Source organism: uncultured Methylobacterium sp. (assembly GCF_964242245.1).
GTDB lineage: Bacteria > Pseudomonadota > Alphaproteobacteria > Rhizobiales > Beijerinckiaceae > Methylobacterium.
This window is the reverse complement of sequence record NZ_CAXTBY010000080.1, coordinates 1-18,995: the sequence shown is the minus strand read 5'-3', so window position 1 is coordinate 18,995 and position 18,995 is coordinate 1. Positions and strand designations below refer to the sequence as shown.

19 protein-coding genes and 1 pseudogene are annotated in these 18,995 nt (G+C 71.0%); 4 read left to right on the top strand and 16 right to left on the bottom strand.

All coding sequences use genetic code 11. The features are described from left to right. Positions 1-746: terminase large subunit domain-containing protein (locus ACFE8Y_RS15485; protein WP_375465278.1), on the bottom strand; the 746-nt coding region annotated here is incomplete at its 3' end. Continuing rightward, complete coding sequence (locus tag ACFE8Y_RS15480; RefSeq protein ID WP_375465277.1) at positions 691-1,365, bottom strand: hypothetical protein; 675 nt, start codon at positions 1,363-1,365, stop codon at positions 691-693. The genes ACFE8Y_RS15480 and ACFE8Y_RS15485, both read right to left, overlap by 56 nt. A 227-nt stretch (positions 1,366-1,592) precedes the next feature. Between ACFE8Y_RS15480 and ACFE8Y_RS15475 the strand changes: the two genes are divergently transcribed. Beyond that, entirely contained in the window at positions 1,593-2,906 is a 1,314-nt protein-coding gene (locus ACFE8Y_RS15475; RefSeq protein ID WP_375465276.1) for a leucine-rich repeat-containing protein kinase family protein, read from the top strand. 4 nt (positions 2,907-2,910) lie between these two features. On the opposite strand, the gene ACFE8Y_RS15470 is transcribed toward ACFE8Y_RS15475, so the two are convergent. The 11 genes from ACFE8Y_RS15470 to ACFE8Y_RS15420 all read right to left on the bottom strand — a co-directional run bounded on the left by ACFE8Y_RS15470 (position 2,911) and on the right by ACFE8Y_RS15420 (position 13,761). Further along, entirely contained in the window at positions 2,911-4,482 is a 1,572-nt protein-coding gene (locus tag ACFE8Y_RS15470; protein ID WP_375465275.1) for a SpoVR family protein, read from the bottom strand. 211 nt (positions 4,483-4,693) lie between these two features. Beyond that, the gene (locus ACFE8Y_RS15465) at positions 4,694-5,995 is read right to left on the bottom strand and encodes a YeaH/YhbH family protein (RefSeq protein WP_375465274.1); all 1,302 of its coding nucleotides are present in this window, start codon (positions 5,993-5,995) and stop codon (positions 4,694-4,696) included. Positions 5,996-6,106: 111 nt separating this feature from the next. Further along, positions 6,107-8,059: a PrkA family serine protein kinase gene (locus tag ACFE8Y_RS15460; RefSeq protein WP_375465273.1), complete on the bottom strand. Its 1,953-nt coding sequence runs from the start codon at positions 8,057-8,059 to the stop codon at positions 6,107-6,109. Positions 8,060-8,288: 229 nt separating this feature from the next. Then, positions 8,289-8,729, bottom strand: coding sequence for an Ig-like domain-containing protein (locus ACFE8Y_RS15455; RefSeq protein ID WP_375465279.1), 441 nt, complete (start codon positions 8,727-8,729; stop codon positions 8,289-8,291). Positions 8,730-8,889: 160 nt separating this feature from the next. Further along, a complete protein-coding gene (locus ACFE8Y_RS15450) occupies positions 8,890-9,309 on the bottom strand; it encodes a hypothetical protein (RefSeq protein ID WP_375465272.1) in 420 nt (139 codons plus the stop codon). Positions 9,310-9,420: 111 nt separating this feature from the next. Continuing rightward, positions 9,421-9,930, bottom strand: a complete 510-nt coding sequence (locus ACFE8Y_RS15445) for a MerR family transcriptional regulator (RefSeq protein ID WP_375465271.1) — start codon at positions 9,928-9,930, stop codon at positions 9,421-9,423. Between the two features lie 39 nt (positions 9,931-9,969). Then, positions 9,970-10,284, bottom strand: a complete 315-nt coding sequence (locus ACFE8Y_RS15440) for an integration host factor subunit alpha (RefSeq protein ID WP_375465270.1) — start codon at positions 10,282-10,284, stop codon at positions 9,970-9,972. A 127-nt stretch (positions 10,285-10,411) separates the two neighbouring features. After that, the gene (locus tag ACFE8Y_RS15435; RefSeq protein ID WP_375465269.1) at positions 10,412-11,389 is read right to left on the bottom strand and encodes a beta-ketoacyl-ACP synthase III; all 978 of its coding nucleotides are present in this window, start codon (positions 11,387-11,389) and stop codon (positions 10,412-10,414) included. 107 nt (positions 11,390-11,496) lie between these two features. Beyond that, positions 11,497-12,531 (bottom strand): phosphate acyltransferase PlsX, encoded by a 1,035-nt coding sequence (gene plsX, locus ACFE8Y_RS15430; protein WP_375465268.1) that lies wholly within the window; start codon positions 12,529-12,531, stop codon positions 11,497-11,499. Positions 12,532-12,700: 169 nt separating this feature from the next. Continuing rightward, on the bottom strand, positions 12,701-13,204 hold the full coding sequence (locus ACFE8Y_RS15425) for a YceD family protein (RefSeq protein ID WP_375465267.1): 504 nt from the start codon (positions 13,202-13,204) through the stop codon (positions 12,701-12,703). Next, a complete protein-coding gene (locus tag ACFE8Y_RS15420; RefSeq protein WP_375465266.1) occupies positions 13,201-13,761 on the bottom strand; it encodes a ubiquinol-cytochrome C chaperone family protein in 561 nt (186 codons plus the stop codon). Before ACFE8Y_RS15420 ends, ACFE8Y_RS15425 begins: the two co-directional genes overlap by 4 nt. A 194-nt stretch (positions 13,762-13,955) precedes the next feature. Here ACFE8Y_RS15420 and ACFE8Y_RS15415 point away from each other — a divergent pair, with 194 nt between their 5' ends. After that, positions 13,956-14,453, top strand: coding sequence for an outer membrane protein assembly factor BamE (locus ACFE8Y_RS15415; RefSeq protein ID WP_375465265.1), 498 nt, complete (start codon positions 13,956-13,958; stop codon positions 14,451-14,453). Positions 14,454-14,461: 8 nt separating this feature from the next. On the opposite strand, the gene ACFE8Y_RS15410 is transcribed toward ACFE8Y_RS15415, so the two are convergent. Together ACFE8Y_RS15410 and ACFE8Y_RS15405 are read right to left on the bottom strand one after the other, a co-directional pair. Beyond that, complete coding sequence (locus ACFE8Y_RS15410) at positions 14,462-15,163, bottom strand: HAD hydrolase-like protein (RefSeq protein ID WP_375465264.1); 702 nt, start codon at positions 15,161-15,163, stop codon at positions 14,462-14,464. A 20-nt stretch (positions 15,164-15,183) separates the two neighbouring features. Beyond that, positions 15,184-16,275 carry an alkene reductase gene (locus tag ACFE8Y_RS15405; RefSeq protein WP_375465263.1) on the bottom strand — a complete coding sequence of 364 codons (1,092 nt, stop codon included), beginning with the start codon at positions 16,273-16,275 and terminating at the stop codon, positions 15,184-15,186. Positions 16,276-16,541: 266 nt separating this feature from the next. Between ACFE8Y_RS15405 and rlmN the strand changes: the two genes are divergently transcribed. Continuing rightward, on the top strand, positions 16,542-17,831 hold the full coding sequence (gene rlmN, locus ACFE8Y_RS15400; protein ID WP_375465262.1) for a 23S rRNA (adenine(2503)-C(2))-methyltransferase RlmN: 1,290 nt from the start codon (positions 16,542-16,544) through the stop codon (positions 17,829-17,831). Positions 17,832-17,835: 4 nt separating this feature from the next. Here rlmN and ACFE8Y_RS15395 read toward each other — a convergent pair whose 3' ends face one another. After that, positions 17,836-18,234 carry a DUF3775 domain-containing protein gene (locus ACFE8Y_RS15395; RefSeq protein ID WP_375465261.1) on the bottom strand — a complete coding sequence of 133 codons (399 nt, stop codon included), beginning with the start codon at positions 18,232-18,234 and terminating at the stop codon, positions 17,836-17,838. Positions 18,235-18,405: 171 nt separating this feature from the next. Here ACFE8Y_RS15395 and ACFE8Y_RS15390 point away from each other — a divergent pair. Then, positions 18,406-18,995 (top strand): annotated as a pseudogene (locus ACFE8Y_RS15390) (primosomal protein N'); the annotation flags it as partial.

Below are 18,995 nucleotides of genomic sequence, written 5' to 3'. Positions count from 1 at the left end.
TCGATCGCGTCGCGGGTCCACAGGGCGTCGGGCCGGTCGGCGATCAGCTCGCCGTCGAGCTCCTGCCGCCCGAGGCGGGTGCCGGCATAGCGCCCCACCACCGCGTCGAGGAAGGCCGGCGCGAGGTTGTCAACGTTGTCCGCGGTGCGGGCGCGGCTCACCACCGTGCGCGGGTCGGCCAGCAGCCGGCGGATCAGCGGGATCGGCCGCGGCGTCGTGGTGACGAGGTTGCGCGGGCGGGCGCCCAGCCGCAGGCCGAACTGGAGCATGTCGAACGCGGCCTCGGGCTGGCGCCACTTGGCGACCTCGTCCGACCACGCCGCGCCGAACTGGGGGCCGCGGAGCGAATCCGGCTCCTCGGCCGAGAAGGCGGTGGCGACCGCGCCGTTCGCCCATGCGAGGCGGCGCCGGCTCGGCGACCAGCGCGGGCGCGGGCCCCGCGCGGGCAGGGCGAGCAGGCCGGACGGGCCCTCGATCATCACGTCGCGCACGTCGGCAAACGTCTCGCCGACGAGCGCGATGCGCGCCACCGGCTCCGGCGTGAAGGCCGGGTCGCCGCGGGCCAGCGCGTCGACCCATTCGGCGCCCGCGCGCGTCTTGCCGCTGCCGCGGCCGCCGATCACCGCCCAGGTGGTCCAGTCCTGTCCCCAAGGCGGCGGAAGCTGGTCGTCGCGGGCGAGATGCAGCCAGTCACGGGACAGCGCCAGCAGGTGCGGCGCCGGCAGGCGCGCCAGGAACTCCGCCATCCGGCCGCTCGCCTGACAGGCGCGCATAGCGGCGCGCGATGCTCTCGCGCAGCGCCGGCAGGTCGAGGTCGCGGTCGCGCGCGGAGCCTGGGGCGCCGGATGCGTCGTGCCCGCCATCGTCGCCCTCCCCGTCCAGGTCATCGAGCAGCCGCTTGAGGCCGCCGAGGTCGCGCAGCACGCGCGCCGAATCGATCACCGCCGCGCCCTCGCCGCGGAGCGCCGCGTCGAAGGCCGCGATCTGCCGGCCGACATGGGCGCGCAGCCGCCGGCGGAGCGCCGGCAGGTCGGCCGCGCCGCCCTCCGTGTCGTGCGCGGGTTCCCGCGCCGCGTCCGCCCGCGCCGGCGCCTGCGAGGCCACGGGCCCGGCCTCCGGCGCAGGCCGGCGGGGCGCTCGGCGGGAGAGGCGTTCGAGGGCGGCGAGCCGCGGCAGTGCCGCATCCCAGCACCGTCGCCGGACCCGCAGCGGGCGCCAGCCCTCCTGCCGATTCCAGTCGCGGATCGTGGAGGCGGACAGGCCGGTGGTGAGCGCGATCGCGCGCACGCTGTGGCCCGTCTCGCGCATCAGCCGCGCGACGGCGGCGCGGACCTCCGGCGGCGCCGGCTTGAACCGCTCGCCCATCCGAAGCCTCCCGACCCGTCTCGTCACACTTCCGGAGCGTGCGGTTCTTATGCCTCAGGAGCGTGCCGGTGTCAATCTAATAATTCCTATCATATGCCTTTTATCTTTCATGCGCGATCGAGCTCCGGGAGCCGCCCATCGTCAGTCGGGCGCGAAGCCGAGGCTCCGATTGCCGGCGGGCGGGCGTTCGTGCGACCACGCCGGCGGTGCCGGAGGAGAGCCCGACGATGCAGGCCGTGACGCTCGATTCCCTCGACGCGCTTCGCCGGGGCGACCTCGCCGGCACCCGGGCGCTCCGGCTGAGCGGCGGCTTCACGGAGTTCCCGCGCGAGATCCTCGGCTTGGCCGAGACGCTGGAGGTGCTCGACCTCTCCGGCAACGGCCTCACCGCCCTGCCCGACGATCTCGGCCGGCTGGGCCGGCTGCGCGTGCTGTTCTGCTCCGGCAACCGGTTCGCGCGCCTGCCCCCCGTCCTCGGGGCGTGCGCGGCGCTGAGCCAGATCGGATTCCGCGGCAACGGGCTCGTGGAGGTCCCGGGCGAGGCGCTGCCCGGCGCCTTGCGCTGGCTGACCCTCACCGACAACCGGATCGAGCATCTGCCCGCGGCGCTCGGGGCGCGGCCACGCCTTCAGAAGCTGATGCTGGCCGGGAACCGCCTGCGCAGCCTGCCGGACGCCCTGGCCGGCGCGGACAACCTCGAACTGGTGCGGCTCGCGGCCAACCGGCTCGATGCCCTGCCGCCCTGGCTCACCGCGCTCCCGCGCCTCGCCTGGGTGTCCTGGGCCGGGAACGGCGAGGGCGAGGCACCGTTCGCGGGTGCGCCCGCCGTGCCCTGGAACGATATCGAGGCGGGCGAACTCCTGGGCGAGGGCGCCTCGGGCCGCGTCCACCGCGCGCTGTGGCGGAAGGGCGGCGCCGGCGCGGCGCACCCCGTCGCGCTGAAGCTGTTCAAGGGGGCGATGACCAGCGACGGCCTGCCCGAGCGCGAGATGGAGGCCTGCCTGAGGGCCGGCGCCCATCCCCACCTCACCGGCGCGCTGGGGCGCATCCGCGAGCATCCGGACGGAGCGGACGGGTTGCTGATGCCGCTCCTGCCGGCCCACTGGCGCGTGCTCGCAGGACCGCCGAGCGCGGCGAGCTGCAGCCGCGACGTCTACGATCCGAGCCTCGGCCTGGAGCCGGCGGCGGCCTCGCGCCTCGCACGCGGCATCGCCGAGGCGGTCGCGCACCTGCATGCCCGCAACCTGCTCCACGGCGACGTCTACGCCCACAACATCCTGTGGGACGGCAGCGCCGGAGCGGCGGTGCTCAGCGATTTCGGCGCGGCCTCGACCCTGCCGGCGGGCGAGGCCGGCGCCGCCCTGCAACGGGTCGAGGTGCGCGCCTGGGGGCTGCTGCTCGGCGAGCTCCTGGACCGCTGTCGACCCGACCCGGGGACGCGGGCGCTTCGCGCCCTGGAGCACGCCTGCGTGCAGACCGAGCCGGGCGCCCGCCCGCTGATGGCCGACGTCCTGCGCACCCTGTCCGATCCGGAGCGGTGAGGCTTCAGAAGAAGATCGGACGGGCGCTGGCGTGGTGCTCGCCGAGGACCGCGCCGGTGCTTGGCTCGACCTCCTTGAGCACCACGTCGTAGCCCCACAGATCGGCCAAGTGCTGGAGCACGCGCTTGGCGTCGTCCTTCTGCAGGGTGATCTTGTTGAGCGCCTTGTGATGCAGGATCAGGCGGCGGTCGCCTTCGAGATCCACGTCGATGACCTCGATGTCGGGATCGAGCCATGCCACGTCGTACTGGCGGGCGAACGACCGGCGCATCTTGCGGTAGCCCCGCTCGTCGTGGATCGCGGCGACGTGCAGGTCCGAGTCCTCGGGGTCGTCGACCACGTGGAACAGACGCATGTCGCGCATCAGCTTCGGCGAGAGGAACTGCGCGATGAAGCTCTCGTCGCGGTAGTTCGCCCAGCAGTCGCGCAGCACCGCCATCGCGTCGCCGGTGCCGGCGATGTCCGGGAACCACTGGCGATCCTCCGCGGTCGGCTGCTCCACGATGCGGGCGATGTCCTGCATCATCGCGAAGCCGATCGCGTAGGGGTTGTGGCCACTGTAGCTGCGGTCGTCGTAGTTCGGCTGGCGGATGACGTTGGTGTGCGACTGCAGGAATTCGAGATAGGCCGCCTCGCCGATCAGGCCCTTCTCGGAGAGCGCGTTCATGATCCGGTAGTGGCAGTAGGTGGCGCAGCCCTCGTTCATCACCTTGGTCTGGCGCTGCGGGTAGAAGTACTGCGCGACGAGCCGCACGATGCGCAGGATCTCGCGCTGCCAGCGCTGAAGACGCGGGGCAACCTTCTCCAGGAAGTAGAGGATGTTTTCCTGCGGCAGTTCCAGCAGGGCGCGGCGGCGGTCAGCCGCGAGGTCGGCGCGCACGGCGCCGGCCTTCTGCGGCAGGGTGCGCCAGAGGTCGTTGTAGATCTGCTCGCCGTGCTCGACCCGCTCGCGCTCGCGGCGCTGCTCGGAGGCGAGGTCCGGCCGCTTCTTGCGCGGGTAGCGATGCACGCCCTGGCTCATCAGGGCGTGGGCGGCGTCCAGCACCTGCTCCACCGCCTGATGGCCGTAGCGCTCCTCGCAGCGGGTGATGTAGGTCTTGGCGAAGTCGAGGTAGTCGAGGATGCCCTCGGCGTCGGTCCACTGCTTGAACAGGTAGTTGTTCTTGAAGAAGTGGTTGTGGCCGAAGGCGGCGTGGGCGATCACGAGCGTCTGCATCGTCGCCGAGTTCTCCTCCATCACGTAGGAGATGCACGGATCGGAGTTGATGACGATCTCGTAGGCGAGCCCCATCAGGCCGCGGCGATAGCCGGCCTCGTGCTGGGCGAAGTGCTTGCCGAACGACCAATGCTTGTAGAACAGCGGCATGCCGATCGAGGCGTAGGCGTCGAGCATCTGCTCGGCGGTGATGATCTCGATCTGGTTCGGGTACCAGGACAGGCCGAGTTCCGGCCCGGCGATGGCCTCGCAGGCGTCGTGGATGCGCCGGAGGGTGTCGAAGTCCCAGTCGTTGCCGGTGAACAAGGGCTTCTGGCCGCCGGAGATGATTTGCGGAGTTCGTGCCTTGACGAGCGTCATGCAGCCTCCCGATCAATCGGATGGTTCCGGCCGTGTCCGCGGGACGGATCTTCCCTCCCCCCCATGCGGGGGAAGGTGGCCCTCGCGTCAACGAGGGTCGGGAGAGGGGTGCGCCGGTTCCGGACAGGGTGCTCCCCTCTCCCGACCCGCTTCGCGGGCCACCCTCCCCCGCAGAGGGGGGAGGGATTCGCCGCGCGCGTGCGGAAACCGCTCACGCCTCGGCCTCCGCCCGCGCGGCCTTGCGGCCGAACAGTTCGCGGAACACGGCGTAGATCTCGCGGCGGTGGTTCACCTTGCGCATGGCGATCGGGCCGCCGGCCTTCGCGATCGCCTCGTAGGTGCGCCACAGGGTGGTGCGGTGCTCGACGAAGCCCGCCCGCGGCCCATTCTCGTCGCCGACTTCGAGGTAGGCGAAGTGTTGGCAGGCCGGCAGGATGTGGGCGCGCAGGAGTTCCGTGGAGGTCGGCCCGTCGCTCGACACGTTGTCGCCGTCCGACGCCTGCGCCGCGTAGATGTTCCAGTCGTTGGGGTCGTAGCGCTCGGCGATGATGCGCTTCATCTCGACGAGCGCGGAGGACACCAGCGTCCCGCCGGTCTCGCGCGAGCCGAAGAAGGTCTCCTCATCCACCTCCGTCGCCCGGTCGGTGTGGCGGATGAAGACGATCTCCACGTGCCGGTAGCGGCGCGTGAGGAAGATGTGCAGCAGGATGTAGAACCGCTTGGCCAGATCCTTCATGTGCTCGGTCATCGAGCCGGACACGTCCATCAGGCAGAACATCACGGCTTGCGCGATCGGGCGCGGATAGGGCTCGAAGCGGCGGTAGCGCAGGTCGATCGGGTCGACGTAGGGGATGCGCCGGGTGCGCTCGCGCAAGGCCTGCAGGGCGATCCGGAGATCGGGAAGTTCGGGGTCGCCCTCGCGCATCCCCGCGATGCGAGCCTCCAAGTCGGCGACTTCGTCGGGCTTCGGGCGCTTGAGGGCGATGCGCCGCGACATCGAGTTGCGCAGGGTCCGGGTCAGCGCGAGGTTCGCGGGCGAGCCGGTGACGGTGTAGCCGGCCCGGCGCATCCCCTCGGTCTCGACCACGGCGAGCCGGCGCTTGGCCAGATCCGGAAGCTCCAGATCCTCAAGGAACAGTTCCAGGAACTCGTCACGGGTGAGGACGAAGCGGAAGGCATCCTCGCTGTTCTCGCCGCCCTCCCCGCCCTCGCCGGAGCCGCGGCCGCCCCCGCCGCCCGGCGGGCGCTCGATGCGGTCGCCCTCCACGTAGGTCTTGTTGCCGGGCAGGATGTGGTCCTGAAGCCCCGAGCCGGGTTGTCGCGAAAAGCGCGGCTCGCGCACGCCGTCGGCCGGCACGGTGACGCTGCCGTCCTTGCCGAGATCCTTGATGTCCTTCTCGCGGGCCGATTCGCGCACGGCGCGCTGGGCCACGTCCTTGACGCGGCGGAGGAAGCGCTGCCGGTTGGGGAGGCTCTTGCCCCCGGGATTCAGGCGTCGATCGACGATGTGCATCCGGTGATCAGGTCCCCGCCCGCAAGAGCCGGCCGGCATTCATGGCCGGCCGGTCGTCCGAAACTGTGGCGGGTGTGGGTCGGATTCGTGCCTCCGCGCGGAGACGGAGCCTCACCCGGCCTGCTTCACCCGCATGTACCACTCGACCAAGCGGCGCACCTGCCGCTCGGTGTAGCCGCGCGAGACCATCCGGTCGACGAACTCGCCGTGCTTCTTCTCGGTGTCGCCATCCTTCTTCGAGCCGAAGGAGATCACCGGCAGGAGTTCCTCGACCTGGGAGAACATCCGCCGCTCGATCACCTCCCGCAGTTTTTCGTAGGACGTCCAGGACGGATTCCGGCCGCCGTGCTGCGCGCGCGAGCGAAGCGCGAACTTCACCACCTCGTTGCGGAAGTCCTTCGGGTTGGCGATGCCGGCCGGCTTCTCGATCTTGGTCAGCTCCTGGTTGAGGAGCTCGCGGTTGAGCAGCTGGCCCGTGTCGGGGTCCTTGAAGTCCTGGTCCTCGATCCAGGCGTCGGCGTAGTCGATGTAGCGGTCGAACAGGTTCTGGCCGTAATCGTGGTAGGATTCGAGGTAGGCCTTCTGGATCTCGTGGCCGATGAACTCGGCGTAGCGCGGCGCCAGCTCGCCCTTGATGAATTCGAGGTAGCGCTTCTCGGTCTCGGGCGGGAGCTGCTCGCGGCGCAGCGACTGCTCGAGCACGTACATCAGGTGGACCGGGTCGGCCGAGACCTCGGTGGTGTCGTGGTTGAAGGTCGCGGCCAGCACCTTGAAGGCGAAGCGGGTCGAGATCCCGTCCATGCCCTCGTCGACGCCGGCCGAATCCTTGTACTCCTGCATCGAGCGGGCGCGGGGATCGACCTCGCGCAAGCTCTCGCCGTCGTAGACGCGCATCTTCGAGAAGGCGTTCGAGTTGGCGTGCTCGCGCAGGCGCGACAGCACCGAGAACCGGGACAGCATCTCGAACGTGCCCGGCGCGCAGGCGGCCTCGGAAAGCTCCGAGCCCGAGATCAACTTCTCGTAGATGTGCTGCTCCTCCTGCACGCGCAGGCAGTACGGCACCTTGATCACGTAGATGCGGTCGATGAAGGCTTCGTTGTTCTTGTTGGTCTTGAAGGTCTGCCACTCGGACTCGTTCGAGTGGGCGAGGATCACGCCGGTGAAGGGGATCGCGCCGATGTTCTCGGTGCCGACGTAGTTGCCCTCCTGCGTCGCGGTGAGCAGCGGATGCAGCATCTTGATCGGCGCCTTGAACATCTCGACGAATTCGAGGATGCCCTGGTTCGCCCGGTTCAGTCCGCCCGAGTAGGAGTACGCATCGGGGTCGGCCTGCGACAGCGTCTCGAGGCGGCGGATGTCGACCTTGCCGACGAGCGAGGAGATGTCCTGGTTGTTCTCGTCGCCGGGCTCGGTCTTGGCGATCGCGATCTGGCGCAGGCGCGAGGGCCGGACCTTGATCACCTTGAACTGCGCGATGTCGCCGTTGAACTCGTCGAGGCGCTTGAGCGCCCACGGGCTCATCAGGCCGGTCAGCCGCCGGCGCGGGACACCGTAGCGGCGCTGGATCTCCTCGCCCATGGTCTCCGGGTCGAACAGCCCGAGCGGGCTCTCGAACACCGGCGAGACCTCGTTGCCGGCCTTGAGCACGTAGACCGGGTGGACCTCCATCAGCGCCTTGAGGCGCTCGGCGAGCGACGACTTCCCGCCGCCGACCGGGCCGAGCAGGTAGAGGATCTGCTTGCGCTCCTCCAGCCCCTGCGCGGCGTGGCGGAAGAACGAGACGATCCGCTCGATCGTCTCCTCCATGCCGAAGAACTCATGGAAGGCCGGGTAGGTCCGGATCGTCCGGTTCATGAAGATGCGGCCGAGGCGGGCATCCTTCGAGGTGTCGATGAACTCCGGCTTGCCGATCGCGTCGAGGATGCGCTCGGCAGCGCTCGCGTACATCAGCGGCTCGTCGCGGCAGGCGTCGAGAAATTCGGAGAGGGTCATCTCCGTGTCGCGGCGCGCCTCGTACCCGCGGGCGAAGCTCTGGAAAAGGTCGTTGGTCGCATGCATCGGCATTCGATAACCCTCTCAGACCGTCATCAGCTTCATCCTGTCCTGCCTGAGATGCAACCGACAGGCCCGCATTTGTCGCAGTGCGGCGAACGCAGCGATACGGCGTGTGAAGGATGCAACACTCGTGCAGGCGAATGCCCGAGCGGGCGAAGTCAAGCCGCCCGAATTCGATCGACGCGCGCGCCGGCCACAGCTTGAAAAATACGCACCGGCATCCTTCGTCTGCTCCGGATCAGAGATCGGTGCTGTCTTTCTTGGCATCCGTATCCTTCTTGGAGGGCGCGGCCTCGACGGTGATCTTGATGTTCTGCGTCTGCACTTGGCCGTCCGAGTTCTTGATTTCGAACGTGACCTCGTCGGCGCCCGTGAAGCCGGCCTTGGGCTGATAGAACAGACCCTGAACTGCGGCCTCCTTGTTGGGGCATCGATAGGAGCCGGGCGTCTTCTGCTTGCCGACCTTGGTGATGAGCGCCCCGTTCTTGGGGGCGCCCGAGACCTTGAACTCCGGCATCGGCCCCGCGGAGCAGTCCTTCTTCAGGTTCGGGACGATGGCGATCCGCACGGTCTTGCCGGTGGCGACCGTCTCGCTCTTGGTGATCGTGGTCTGCGCCACGGCCGGCACGGCGAGGAAGGCGCCCGCGAGGAGCGCGACGACGGGGCGGATGGCAGGCAGGATGGCGGGCACGGGCGTATCTCCGATTCTCTCGGCTCAGCTTCTCTTGGCACGGAGTCGCGACGCGCACCGTGTCAGCCGGCCGCGACGATGTGGGGATGCCGCATTCCCGCGTCGAGGGCATCGCGTCCGGCGACGGGCCTCGGGGACGCCGAGGCGACTATTCCTGGAGGGCTGCGGCGACGATCCCGGTGACGCGGGCGATCTGGCGGCCGTCGAACTCGCCCGCCAGCGCCGCCGCGAGGCGCTGCTCGATCCGGGCGCGCTCGCCGGCGTCCGAGATCGGGGTCACGGGGATGTCAGCCTCTGCGAGCCGGCAAACCCGGCGGATCGTCTCGGCTGCCTGGAGCAGGGTGTCCCGGTCTCCCGGTCCCATCTCCCAGAGCGGGTTGCGCAGGCGGCTGATGACGCGCCGGGCATCGCGGTATTCACGGTCGACCTGCGTGGCGGCCTCGATCTGGCTGACGAGGAACATCAGTTCCAGCACCTCGGACGCGGCGTTCGGGCAGGTCCGAACGATCCGCATGACGCGGCTGGTCAACTCCTGGGTCGGGGTCATCCGGCGGCTGGGGGCGCTCATGCGGCGTTCAACGCGGTCCGATCCGCAAAGTTCGAGGCTTCGTCCCCGCGAGACGGGACCGCGACGCGACCGAAGACGCCGCTCCGGCAAGGGCTTGCCGGCCGATGGACGTCAGGCATCGGGCACGGTGCGCAATCCCGCCAGCGCCGCCCGGCAGGCGTGAAGATCCCGCAGCACGTCCGTGAGCGCGGTGCGGGCGGGATCGTCCGCCGCGTCGGGTCTGCGCTGCGCTGCGGCCCCCATCGGCGCCTGCGGTCCGTCCCGTCCCGACGCCTCCGTCTCGTGCACCACGGGGGCCGCGGCGACGGCTTCGCCGCGGCCGACCGCCTGCACGAAGCGGATGCCGTTCTCCTTCAGGACGCGCTGTGCCCCCTCGATGGTGTAGCGCTGCACGTGCAGCAGGTGGCGGATACCGGCAACGAGTTCGACGTCGCCGGTCCGGTAATAGCGCCGGCCGCCGGCCCGCTTCGTCGGCCGGATCTGCGAGAACCGCGTCTCCCAGAAGCGCAGCACGTGCTGGGGCACGTCGAGGTCCTCGGCGACCTCGGTGATGGTGCGGAACGCACCGGGGCGCTTATCCCGGACCTGACGATCGTCGACGGCAACGGCAGCGAGCGCCATGGGCGAGTCCCAGTCCAGGTCAGGGCCGACGCGGGAGAATCAGTCGTCGGCGTGTGCGCCGTTCATCCCGTTGATCCGGGCCTTCAGCACGTTGGAGGGCTTGAACACCATCACCTGCCGCGGCTCGATCGCCACCTCGACGCCGGTCTTCGGGTTGCGGCCGACGCGCTTGCCCTTGCTGCGCACGACGAAGGAGCCGAACGAGGACAGCTTGACGGTCTCGCCGTCGGACAGGCAGGCGCAGATCTCCGACAGCACGGTCTCGACCAGCGCCGCGGATTCCGTCCGGGACAGGCCGACCTGCTGGTAGACGGCCTCGCTCAGATCGGCGCGCGTCACCGTCTTGCCCGTCATGCCTCGATCCCCACGGTTCTCGCGCGGACGCGCCGTTTTCCGGCGTATCCCTATGATTCACCACGCTAATCGGCGGCCAAGCCTGGGTCAACCGGGGCGGCGTGCGAAATGTCCGCGTTCCGGGCCGCTACCAGCGGATCAGCGCCGCGCCCCAACTGAACCCGCCGCCGATCGCCTCGATCATCACGAGGTCGCCCTTGCGGATGCGGCCGTCGCGGCGGGCGACGTCGAGGGCCAGGGGGATCGAGGCCGCCGAGGTGTTGCCGTGCCGGTCGACGGTCACCACCACCCGGTCCCGCGGGATGCCGAGCTTGTCGGCCGACGCCTCGATGATGCGCCGGTTGGCCTGGTGCGGCACGAACCAGTCGAGGTCGGCAGCCCGGACACCGCCCTGCTCCAGCGCGTCGACGATCACGTCCATGACGGAGCCGACGGCGAAGCGGAACACCTCGCGGCCCTCCATGCGCAGGTGGCCCGTCGTGGCGGTCGAGCCCGGGCCGCCGTCGACGAAGAGCTTCTCGCGGTGGCGCCCGTCGGAGCGCAGGCTGGCGCTGATGACGCCGCGGTCGGTCGGCGCGCCCGTCCCGTCCTGCGCCTCCAGCACGATCGCGCCGGCGCCGTCGCCGAACAGCACGCAGGTGGTGCGGTCCTCCCAGTCGACGATGCGCGAGAAGGTCTCCGCGCCGACGACCAGCGCGCGCCGCGCGGCGCCGGTGACCAGGAACTTGTCGGCGGTCGAGACCGCGAACACGAAGCCGGCGCACACCGCCTGGAGGTCGAAAGCCGCACCGCGGGTGATCCCGAGGGCCGCCTGGATCTGCGTCGCGGTCGAGGGGAAGGTGTGGTCCGGCGTCGAGGTGGCGCAGATCACGAGGTCGATGTCGTCCCCGGCGAGGTCCGCATCGTCGAGCGCGGCGCGGCCCGCGCGGATGCCGAGCACCGAGGTGGTCTCGGAGGCGCTCGCGAGGTGGCGCTGCCGGATGCCCGTGCGCTGGATGATCCAGGCGTCGGAGGTGTCGACCCGCTCGGCCAGTTCGGCGTTGGTCACCACCCGCTCAGGCAGCCCCGAGCCGGTGCCGACGACGACGGAACGCAAGGCTGGCATCGGTTTCCTTCCAGGGTCGAGACGGATGAAACAACCCTCGGTTGTTAAACCTGCCTCGTCCCGCTCTCCATCGGGTTAATCCGCCGGGTCGATCCTCTCAGCCCGCCTCAGGCAGGCGTGAGCGTCGGCGTCTGGTCGAGCATGTCGCGGATCGTGCGCATCAGGTCGTGGCGCGCCATGTCGTGGGCGAGGTCGACGGCGGACGCGAACCCTTGCGCGTTCTCGGACCCGTGGCTCTTGATGACGATGCCCTCCAGCCCGAGGAACACGCCGCCGTTGGCCCGGCTCGGGTTCATCTTGTCCCTCAGCGCCTGGAACGCTTGCCGGGCGAGGAAGGCGCCGATCTTGGCCGACAGCGTGCGGGTCATCGCCGCGCGCAGGTAGGCCGCGATCTGCTTGGCGGTCCCTTCCGCGGTCTTCAGGGCGATGTTGCCGGTGAATCCTTCCGTGACGACCACGTCGACGGTGCCGCGGCCGAGGTCGTTGCCCTCGACGAAGCCGTGATAGGAAAAATTCGGCAGCTCGCTCTCGCGGAGCAGGCGGGCGGCCTCCTTGACCGCCTCGTTGCCCTTCATCTCCTCGGTGCCGACGTTGAGGAGACCCACCGTCGGCCGGTCGAGGTCGAACACGATGCGCGCCATGGCGGCGCCCATCACCGCCATCTCGACGAGGTGCTCGGCATCCGTGCCCAGCGTGGCGCCGACGTCGAGCACGACGCTCTCGCCGCGCACCGTCGGCCACAGGCAGGCGATGGCCGGGCGCTCGATGCCGGCCATGGTCTTGAGGCAGATCTTCGACATCGCCATCAGCGCGCCGGTGTTGCCGGCCGAGACCGCGGCATCCGCCTCGCCGTCCTTCACCGCCTGGATCGCCCGCCACATCGAGGACTTGCCGCGGCCCTGGCGCACCGCCTGGCTCGGCTTGTCCTCCATGGCGACGGCGTAAGCGGTGTGGCGGATCTCGACGGCATCCGTCAGCCTCGGCTCCCGCGCCACGAGGGGGGCGATCAGCGCCTCGTCCCCGAAGATCAGGAAGGTCATGCCCGGATGGCGCTCGCGGGCAAGGGCTGCGCCCGGCACGACGGTCGACGGTCCGTGGTCGCCGCCCATGGCGTCGAGCGAGATGCACACGCGTTGGGACATGTCGGGCGGGTCGCGGCCTTTCGTGCGGACGGAGCGCCGGCCGCGGGGTGCGCGACGGGCGGGTGCCGGGACCGGCGCGGCGGAAAATAGCGATCCCGCCCCGCCGGGCAAACGAATTCTGAGGGCGAAGGGTTTCAGGCGGACCCGCCGTCCGGCCGGACGCCGCGCCTCACGGCTCGTCGGGACGCAGCTTGCGCAGGGCGTCGAACGGCTTGGCGTCCTCACCCGCCCGAACCGGCTCGAACGCGATGCCGGGCCTGCGCGGATACGCCGGAATCCCGAGTGCCAGGAACTCGGCGGTGAGCACCCCGAAATCGATGCGCCCGCCGACGATCGGGTCCGGGATGTCGGCATCCGTGCCGGCGAGTTGGTCGGTGTCGGTGAACACGACCTCCACGGGCTCGGACACCTGGGCCTCGAACGGCTCCAGGCTCACGGTGCAGACGAGCGTCACGGTTCCCGTCACGGTGCCGGTGACGCGCAGGCAGCGCGTCGGGCCGTCGACCGCGAAGCGGCCGGACAGGTCGCGGATGCCGGGAATGCGGAAGTCCGCGGCGAGCGCGTCGCATTCGGCCGACGTCGCCTCGACGGTGACGGAATCCTCCCCCGGCGCCAGCCGCGCGACGTTCATCGGACGCGAGAGCGGCGGGGGCGTGTTGTCGTCGCGTCTCATCGAACCGCCTCGGCGGCTGCCACGAAGCCGTCCGGCTCGGGGAAGCGGGGGCCTTCCCCCAGCAGGGCGTCGAGATCGGCCTGCGCCAGGGCGGCATCGGCCGCCTGCACGTAGTCGCCGAGCCCGGCCGCCGCCCCGGCCGCCTCGCTGCCGAGCACGTTGCGGGCGAGCGCCGTGCGCAGGGCCGGCAGGTCGCTCGCGTCGAGCGCCCCGTCGTAGCCGGAGGCGCGCCCGTAGAACGCGGCGCCGAGCTTCTTCATGCGCTTGGGCACGCCGAAATCGCCGACGCCGAGCTCGCGCAAGGAGGCGTCGAGTTGGAGGAAGACGGAGTTGACGAGGTCCTGCGCCACGTCGGCGGCCGGCGGCGGCAGCCGGTTCAGCCGCCGCAGCACGAGGATGACGTGGAGGATCAGGCACTCGAAGCGCCCTTCGACGCTGTCGGGAACGCCGAGCCCGGCATAGAGCGCGGCCTGCCGCGAGGCGGCGTTGATGCGCACGTGCAGGGTCTCGATGGACTGGCGCCGCGCGTCGCCGCGGCGGAAGAATCGGCTGATCATGCGCTCCACCCCGGGCCGCCCGGGAGGCCCTCGCGTTGTGCCCGGCCTTCCGGCCGAGCTTGCCTTGTCAAAGCCATAACCCCGCGGTACGGCAACCCGCGGTCAAGGTGCAACCGCTGCCGGAAGCGTTCCAGGGTCGCGTTTCGACGCGGCCCGCCTGCGCCCCGTCCCGTAAGCCAGTCCAAGGGTGCTCGATGTCGCGCCGTCCCGTCCCGTCCCTCGCGCGTCTCGGCCTCCTCGGCCTCCTCGGCCTCGGCCTGTCGGGTTGCATCGGCGAGGAGCTGCGCCACGGCTACCAGATCGATCAGGCCGCGCTCGCCACGGTCAAGCCCGGCATGAGTCCTGAGCAGGTGTTGCAGACGCTGGGCACGCCGTCCACCGTCTCCACCGTCGGCAACAAGTCCTGGTACTACATCAGCCAGAACACCAGCCGCACGGTCCTGTTCCTCGGCGAGCAGGTCGAGGACCAGAAGGTCACGGCGGTGTACTTCACCCCCGGCTTCAAGGTGGAGCGCGTCGCCCTCTACGGACTGCAGGACGGGCGCGTGTTCGACTTCATCGAGCGCACCACCCCGACGAGCGGCGCCGACCGCGCCTTCATCAGCCAGCTCTTCCGCGGCCTGACCCGGTACGAGCCGTTCGGCAGCGGCAGCGGCACGAGCATCGTGCCGGGGGCCAACCGCGGGCTCTGAGACTTCGGTCACCGCCTCGTTCGGCCCCGATCCGGCCGGACGACGAGCGGGATGTCGGCCGGCGCGCGAAACAGGAAATCCGGCTCTGCTGCTTCGAGCGCCGCCGCGCTGGTGTAGCCCCACGTGACCGCCCCGAACGCGCATCCGACGGCGCGGGCGGCCTCCAGGTCGCGGATCTCGTCGCCGACGCACAGCACGTCGGCCGCCGCGACCCCTACGCGGCGGAGCAGCGTGCCGAGGCGCCGCGCCTTGCCGAAGAGCGCGGCGCCGCAGGCGACGTGGTCGATCCGCGCCGCGCTCGCGGGCCCGAGCACCCGGCGGACGTTGGCTTCGGTGTTGGAGCTGAGCAGCGCCAGGGCGGTCCCCTGCTCCGACAGCGCCGTCAGCATCGGCGTGATTCCCGGAAACAGGCGGATCTCGGCGATGTCGCGGGCGGCGAGCCCGTGCATGTGCCGGGCGATCATCGGCAGCTTCCAGGCCGGCACGCCGAGGCGGCGGATGATCGCCCGCGCGGGAAGCGCGCGCAGGTCGTCGCGCTGGTGCGCCTCTACCCGGCGGAAGCCGTAGCGGTCGGCGACCCCGTTCAGCACGCCGCAGAACCAGGGGAAGCTGTCGGCGAGCGTTCCGTCGAAATCGAGCACGATCAGGCGAAAGCGGGCCTGATCGGAGCGGCCGTGCTCGGTCTCGGCGCAGGCCGAGGTCGAAGTCATGGGATGACCGCGAAAACGCCTCAGGCCTGCCCCGCCGCGGCGAGGGCCGGATAATCGACGTAGCCTTCCGGCCCCTGGCTGTACCACGTTTGCGCCACGTCCTTCTGCAGCGGCGCGTCGGCGGCGATGCGCGCGGGCAGGTCGGGGTTGGCGATGAAGGTCCGGCCGAAGGCGATGGCGTCGGCGTGGCCGGCATCGAGGGCGGCCTGCCCGGAGCGGCCATCGTAATCCGAGTTGAGGATCAGCGGCCCGTGGAACACGCGCCGCATCGCCGGCGCGATCGGCGGGTGGTTGGCCGTGCCGAAGGTGCCCTCGGGTCCGGGCTCGCGCATCTCGAGGAAGGCGATGCCGAGCTCCGACAGCGCCTTGGCGGCGGCGACGAACAGCGGCTCGGGGTTCGAGTCGTCCGTGCCCTGGATCAGGCCGTTGGGCGAGAGGCGCACGCCGGTGCGCTCCTTGCCCGCGACGGAGGCCACCGCCTCCGTCACCTCGCGCAGCAGGCGGACGCGGTTCTCGATCGCGCCGCCGTAGGCGTCGGTGCGGCGGTTGACGCCGTCGCGCAGGAATTCGTCGATGAGGTAGCCGTTGGCCGCGTGGACCTGCACGCCGTCGAAGCCCGCAGCCAGGGCGTTGCGTGTCGCGTGCCGGTAATCGTCGAGCAGGCGCGGGATCTCGGCGAGGTCGAGGGCGCGGGCCTCGGCGTAGGGCTTCTTGCCCGCGTAGGTGTGGGCGGCGTCCGGCGCCGTGCTCGCCGAGGGCGAGACCGGCGGCGCGCCGTCCAGGAAATCGGGGTGGACGAGCCGGCCCATGTGCCAGAGCTGGCAGACGATGCGCCCGCCCTGGTCGTGGACCGCGCGCACGATCGGCTTCCAGGCCTCGACCTGCTCAGTGGACCAGATCCCCGGCGCGTAGGGCCAGCCCAGGCCTTCCCGGCTGATGCCGGTGGCCTCCGTGAGGATCAGGCCGGCGCCCGCGCGCTGCGCGTAGTACTCCACCATCAGGGGCGTCGGCACGTGGGCGCGGGTGGCGCGGCCGCGGGTGAGCGGCGCCATGAAGACGCGGTTTCGCGCCGCGATGGCGCCGATGCGGATCGGGTCGAGCAATGAGGGCATGAAGCATCCTGTCGCGGAGGTGGGGCGGCGCTGCGCCGTCGATGAAGCCCCCCGTTGCGGCGCATAGGTGGACGCGGACGCGCGGCGCGCCAAGACGGCCACGCATGGGGCAGGGCCCGTGCGTGCGCGGGCGCACATCCGGCTCGGCGGCCCGAACGCGGGCCCTCCCGGATCGCAGGGTCCCGGCATGCCGGACACGCATTCGCGTTCCGCCGTCGGATCGCCTAGATACGGCACTTCACACCTCCGAAGGCACCGGCAAGACCATGGCGACGGCGTCCGACACCGCCCGGCGCGCGGGCGGCGATTTCCCCGGCATCGAGAAGGCGCCGGAGGCCCAATCCGAACCCGTGCCGGGGCGGCGCGCCTCGCTCGTCGGCCTCCCGCGCGCGGCGCTGAAGGGCGGGCTGATCGCCCTCGGCGTGCCCGAGCGCGAAAGCCGGATGCGCGCGGGCCAGCTCTGGAACTGGCTTAACGTGCGCGGCGCCCGGTCCTTCGACGACATGACCAACGTCGGCAAGGCCCTGAGGGCGCGGCTCGCCGACGCCTACACCCTCGACCGTCCGGAGGTCGTCTCCCAGCAGGTCTCGCGCGACGGCACCCGCAAGTGGCTGCTGCGCATGGCGGCCACCGGCCGGCACGACCACAACCGCGGCGCCGAGATCGAGTGCGTCTACATTCCCGGTCCGGATCGCGGCACGCTGTGCGTCTCGTCCCAGGTCGGATGCACGCTCACCTGCGCGTTCTGCCACACCGGCACGCAGCGCCTCGTGCGCAACCTGACGGCGGCCGAGATCACGGCGCAGGTGATCGTCGCCCGCGACGCGCTCGGCGACTGGCCCGGCCAGATCCCGTCCCGCGACGCCTCGGGGACCGGCGAGGTGGGGCGGCTCGTCACCAACGTCGTGTTCATGGGCATGGGCGAGCCTCTCTACAATCTCGATGCCGTGATCGATGCCGTCGCCACCATGTCGGACCCCGAGGGTCTCGCCCTGTCGCGGCGGCGCATTACGGTCTCGACCTCCGGCGTCGTGCCGCAGATCCGGCGGCTCGGCGAGGAGGCGCACGCGATGCTGGCGATCTCCCTGCACGCGGTGCGCGACGACCTGCGCGACGAGCTCGTGCCGCTGAACCGCAAGTACCCGATCGCCGAGCTGATGCGCGCCTGCCGGGAGTATCCCGGCCTCACCAACGCCCGGCGCATCACCTTCGAGTACGTGATGCTGAAGGGCGTCAACGACGCGGACGCGGATGCGCGCGAACTCGTGCGCCTGCTCAAGGGGATACCGGCCAAGATCAACCTGATCCCGTTCAATCCCTGGCCCGGCAGCCGGTACGCGTGCTCGGACTGGGAGCGGATCGAGCGCTTCTCGGAGATCGTGTTCGACGCCGGCTACGCCTCGCCGGTGCGAACCCCGCGCGGCCGCGACATCCTCGCCGCCTGCGGCCAGCTCAAGAGCGAGACCGAGACGCTGCGCGCCCGCGAGCGGATGATGCTCGACGAGGGCGGCGTCTCGGCCCAAGGTTTCTACGCGCTGCACGACGGCGAGGAGTAGGGCGTCAGCCCTGCGGCAGGTCCGGGGTGATGCCGAGCGCCGCCATGCCCTCTTCGAGCAAGTCGCCCGCATCCGGCGTCCCGAGCAGGGTCTTCACGGCGCCGTCCCCGGCCGCCATGCGCTCGCGGGCGAAGCTCACCGCCTCGCCCCACTCCTCCGGCTCCATGTCGCCGCGCCCGACGTAGAGCAGCGCCAGCAGGTCGGCGCGCTCGTCGTCGTTGAGCCCGGCGATCATGCCGCGGACCTCCGACTCCGTGGCGTCGTCGGTGCCGGAGGTGAGCACGTCGGTCGCCCCGTCGTCGATGGCGTTCGAGCCGGAATCCGGGTCGGTGGCGCCCTCCTTCACCTCGACCGCGCGCAGGCGCAGGATGATCTCGGTGACGGTGTCGGCGGCGATGTCCATGGAAGGCTCCGGTTGGCGGGCCGTCGAGGCCCCACGAGCACCGACAACTTGCGAGAGCCCGGCAGGTTCGGCGACGCATCGGTGAGGCCGCGATCCGTGGGCCGCTCGATGGGCGAGCGGCCCGAATTCTGGTACGGAACCGGAACAAACGCGCCGCGTCAGCCGAGCCTCATGCCCCACGTCGCCGAGATCCTGATCCCGCTGGCGATCGACACCGCCTACAGCTACGCCGTCCCGGCCGGGCTCGATCTGACGCCCGGCGACGTGGTGCAGGTGCCGCTCGGGCCGCGCGAGACGGTGGGCGTGGTCTGGGCCGTGTCGGAAGCGGCGGGCGGCTCGAACCTGCGGCCCGTCACAGGGCCGATCGGCGTGCCGCCCCTGTCGGAGCCGCTGCGCGAGCTCGTCGACTGGATCGCGCGCTACACCCTGGCGCCGAAGGGCTCGGCGCTCGCCCTGGTGCTGCGCCTGCCCGACGAGGGCGCGGCGGCGGAGACCGTGCGCGTCGGGGTGCGGGCGACGGGCAAGCCCCCCGCCCGCCCGACCCGGGCCCGCGGCAAGGTTCTCGCGGTTGCGGCCGACGGGGCGGTGCGGGGCAAGAGCGCGCTGGCCAAGGAGGCCGAGGTGTCGCTCTCCGTGGTTGACGGCCTGATCGACGACGGGGCCCTGGAGGCGGTGGCGCTGACCCCCGAGCCCGCGGCACCGCCGCTCGATCCCGACCACCCGCGGGTGCCGCTCTCGGCGGCGCAGGCGGCGGCGGCGGC

Bases quoted from the DNA above. Each gene is read 5' to 3' on its own strand.
- ACFE8Y_RS15410 (WP_375465264.1), bottom strand. From the start codon at position 15,163: ATGACTTCGACCTCGGCCTGCGCCGAGACCGAGCACGGCCGCTCCGAT.
- ACFE8Y_RS15465 (WP_375465274.1), bottom strand. From the start codon at position 5,995: ATGCACATCGTCGATCGACGCCTGAATCCCGGGGGCAAGAGCCTCCCC.
- ACFE8Y_RS15435 (WP_375465269.1), bottom strand. From the start codon at position 11,389: ATGCCAGCCTTGCGTTCCGTCGTCGTCGGCACCGGCTCGGGGCTGCCT.
- plsX (WP_375465268.1), bottom strand. From the start codon at position 12,531: ATGTCCCAACGCGTGTGCATCTCGCTCGACGCCATGGGCGGCGACCAC.
- ACFE8Y_RS15415 (WP_375465265.1), top strand. From the start codon at position 13,956: ATGTCGCGCCGTCCCGTCCCGTCCCTCGCGCGTCTCGGCCTCCTCGGC.
- ACFE8Y_RS15480 (WP_375465277.1), bottom strand. From the start codon at position 1,365: ATGGGCGAGCGGTTCAAGCCGGCGCCGCCGGAGGTCCGCGCCGCCGTC.
- ACFE8Y_RS15440 (WP_375465270.1), bottom strand. From the start codon at position 10,284: ATGACGGGCAAGACGGTGACGCGCGCCGATCTGAGCGAGGCCGTCTAC.
- ACFE8Y_RS15475 (WP_375465276.1), top strand. From the start codon at position 1,593: ATGCAGGCCGTGACGCTCGATTCCCTCGACGCGCTTCGCCGGGGCGAC.
- ACFE8Y_RS15395 (WP_375465261.1), bottom strand. From the start codon at position 18,234: ATGGACATCGCCGCCGACACCGTCACCGAGATCATCCTGCGCCTGCGC.
- ACFE8Y_RS15425 (WP_375465267.1), bottom strand. From the start codon at position 13,204: ATGAGACGCGACGACAACACGCCCCCGCCGCTCTCGCGTCCGATGAAC.
- ACFE8Y_RS15470 (WP_375465275.1), bottom strand. From the start codon at position 4,482: ATGACGCTCGTCAAGGCACGAACTCCGCAAATCATCTCCGGCGGCCAG.
- ACFE8Y_RS15450 (WP_375465272.1), bottom strand. From the start codon at position 9,309: ATGAGCGCCCCCAGCCGCCGGATGACCCCGACCCAGGAGTTGACCAGC.
- ACFE8Y_RS15405 (WP_375465263.1), bottom strand. From the start codon at position 16,275: ATGCCCTCATTGCTCGACCCGATCCGCATCGGCGCCATCGCGGCGCGA.
- ACFE8Y_RS15445 (WP_375465271.1), bottom strand. From the start codon at position 9,930: ATGGCGCTCGCTGCCGTTGCCGTCGACGATCGTCAGGTCCGGGATAAG.
- ACFE8Y_RS15420 (WP_375465266.1), bottom strand. From the start codon at position 13,761: ATGATCAGCCGATTCTTCCGCCGCGGCGACGCGCGGCGCCAGTCCATC.
- rlmN (WP_375465262.1), top strand. From the start codon at position 16,542: ATGGCGACGGCGTCCGACACCGCCCGGCGCGCGGGCGGCGATTTCCCC.
- ACFE8Y_RS15460 (WP_375465273.1), bottom strand. From the start codon at position 8,059: ATGCCGATGCATGCGACCAACGACCTTTTCCAGAGCTTCGCCCGCGGG.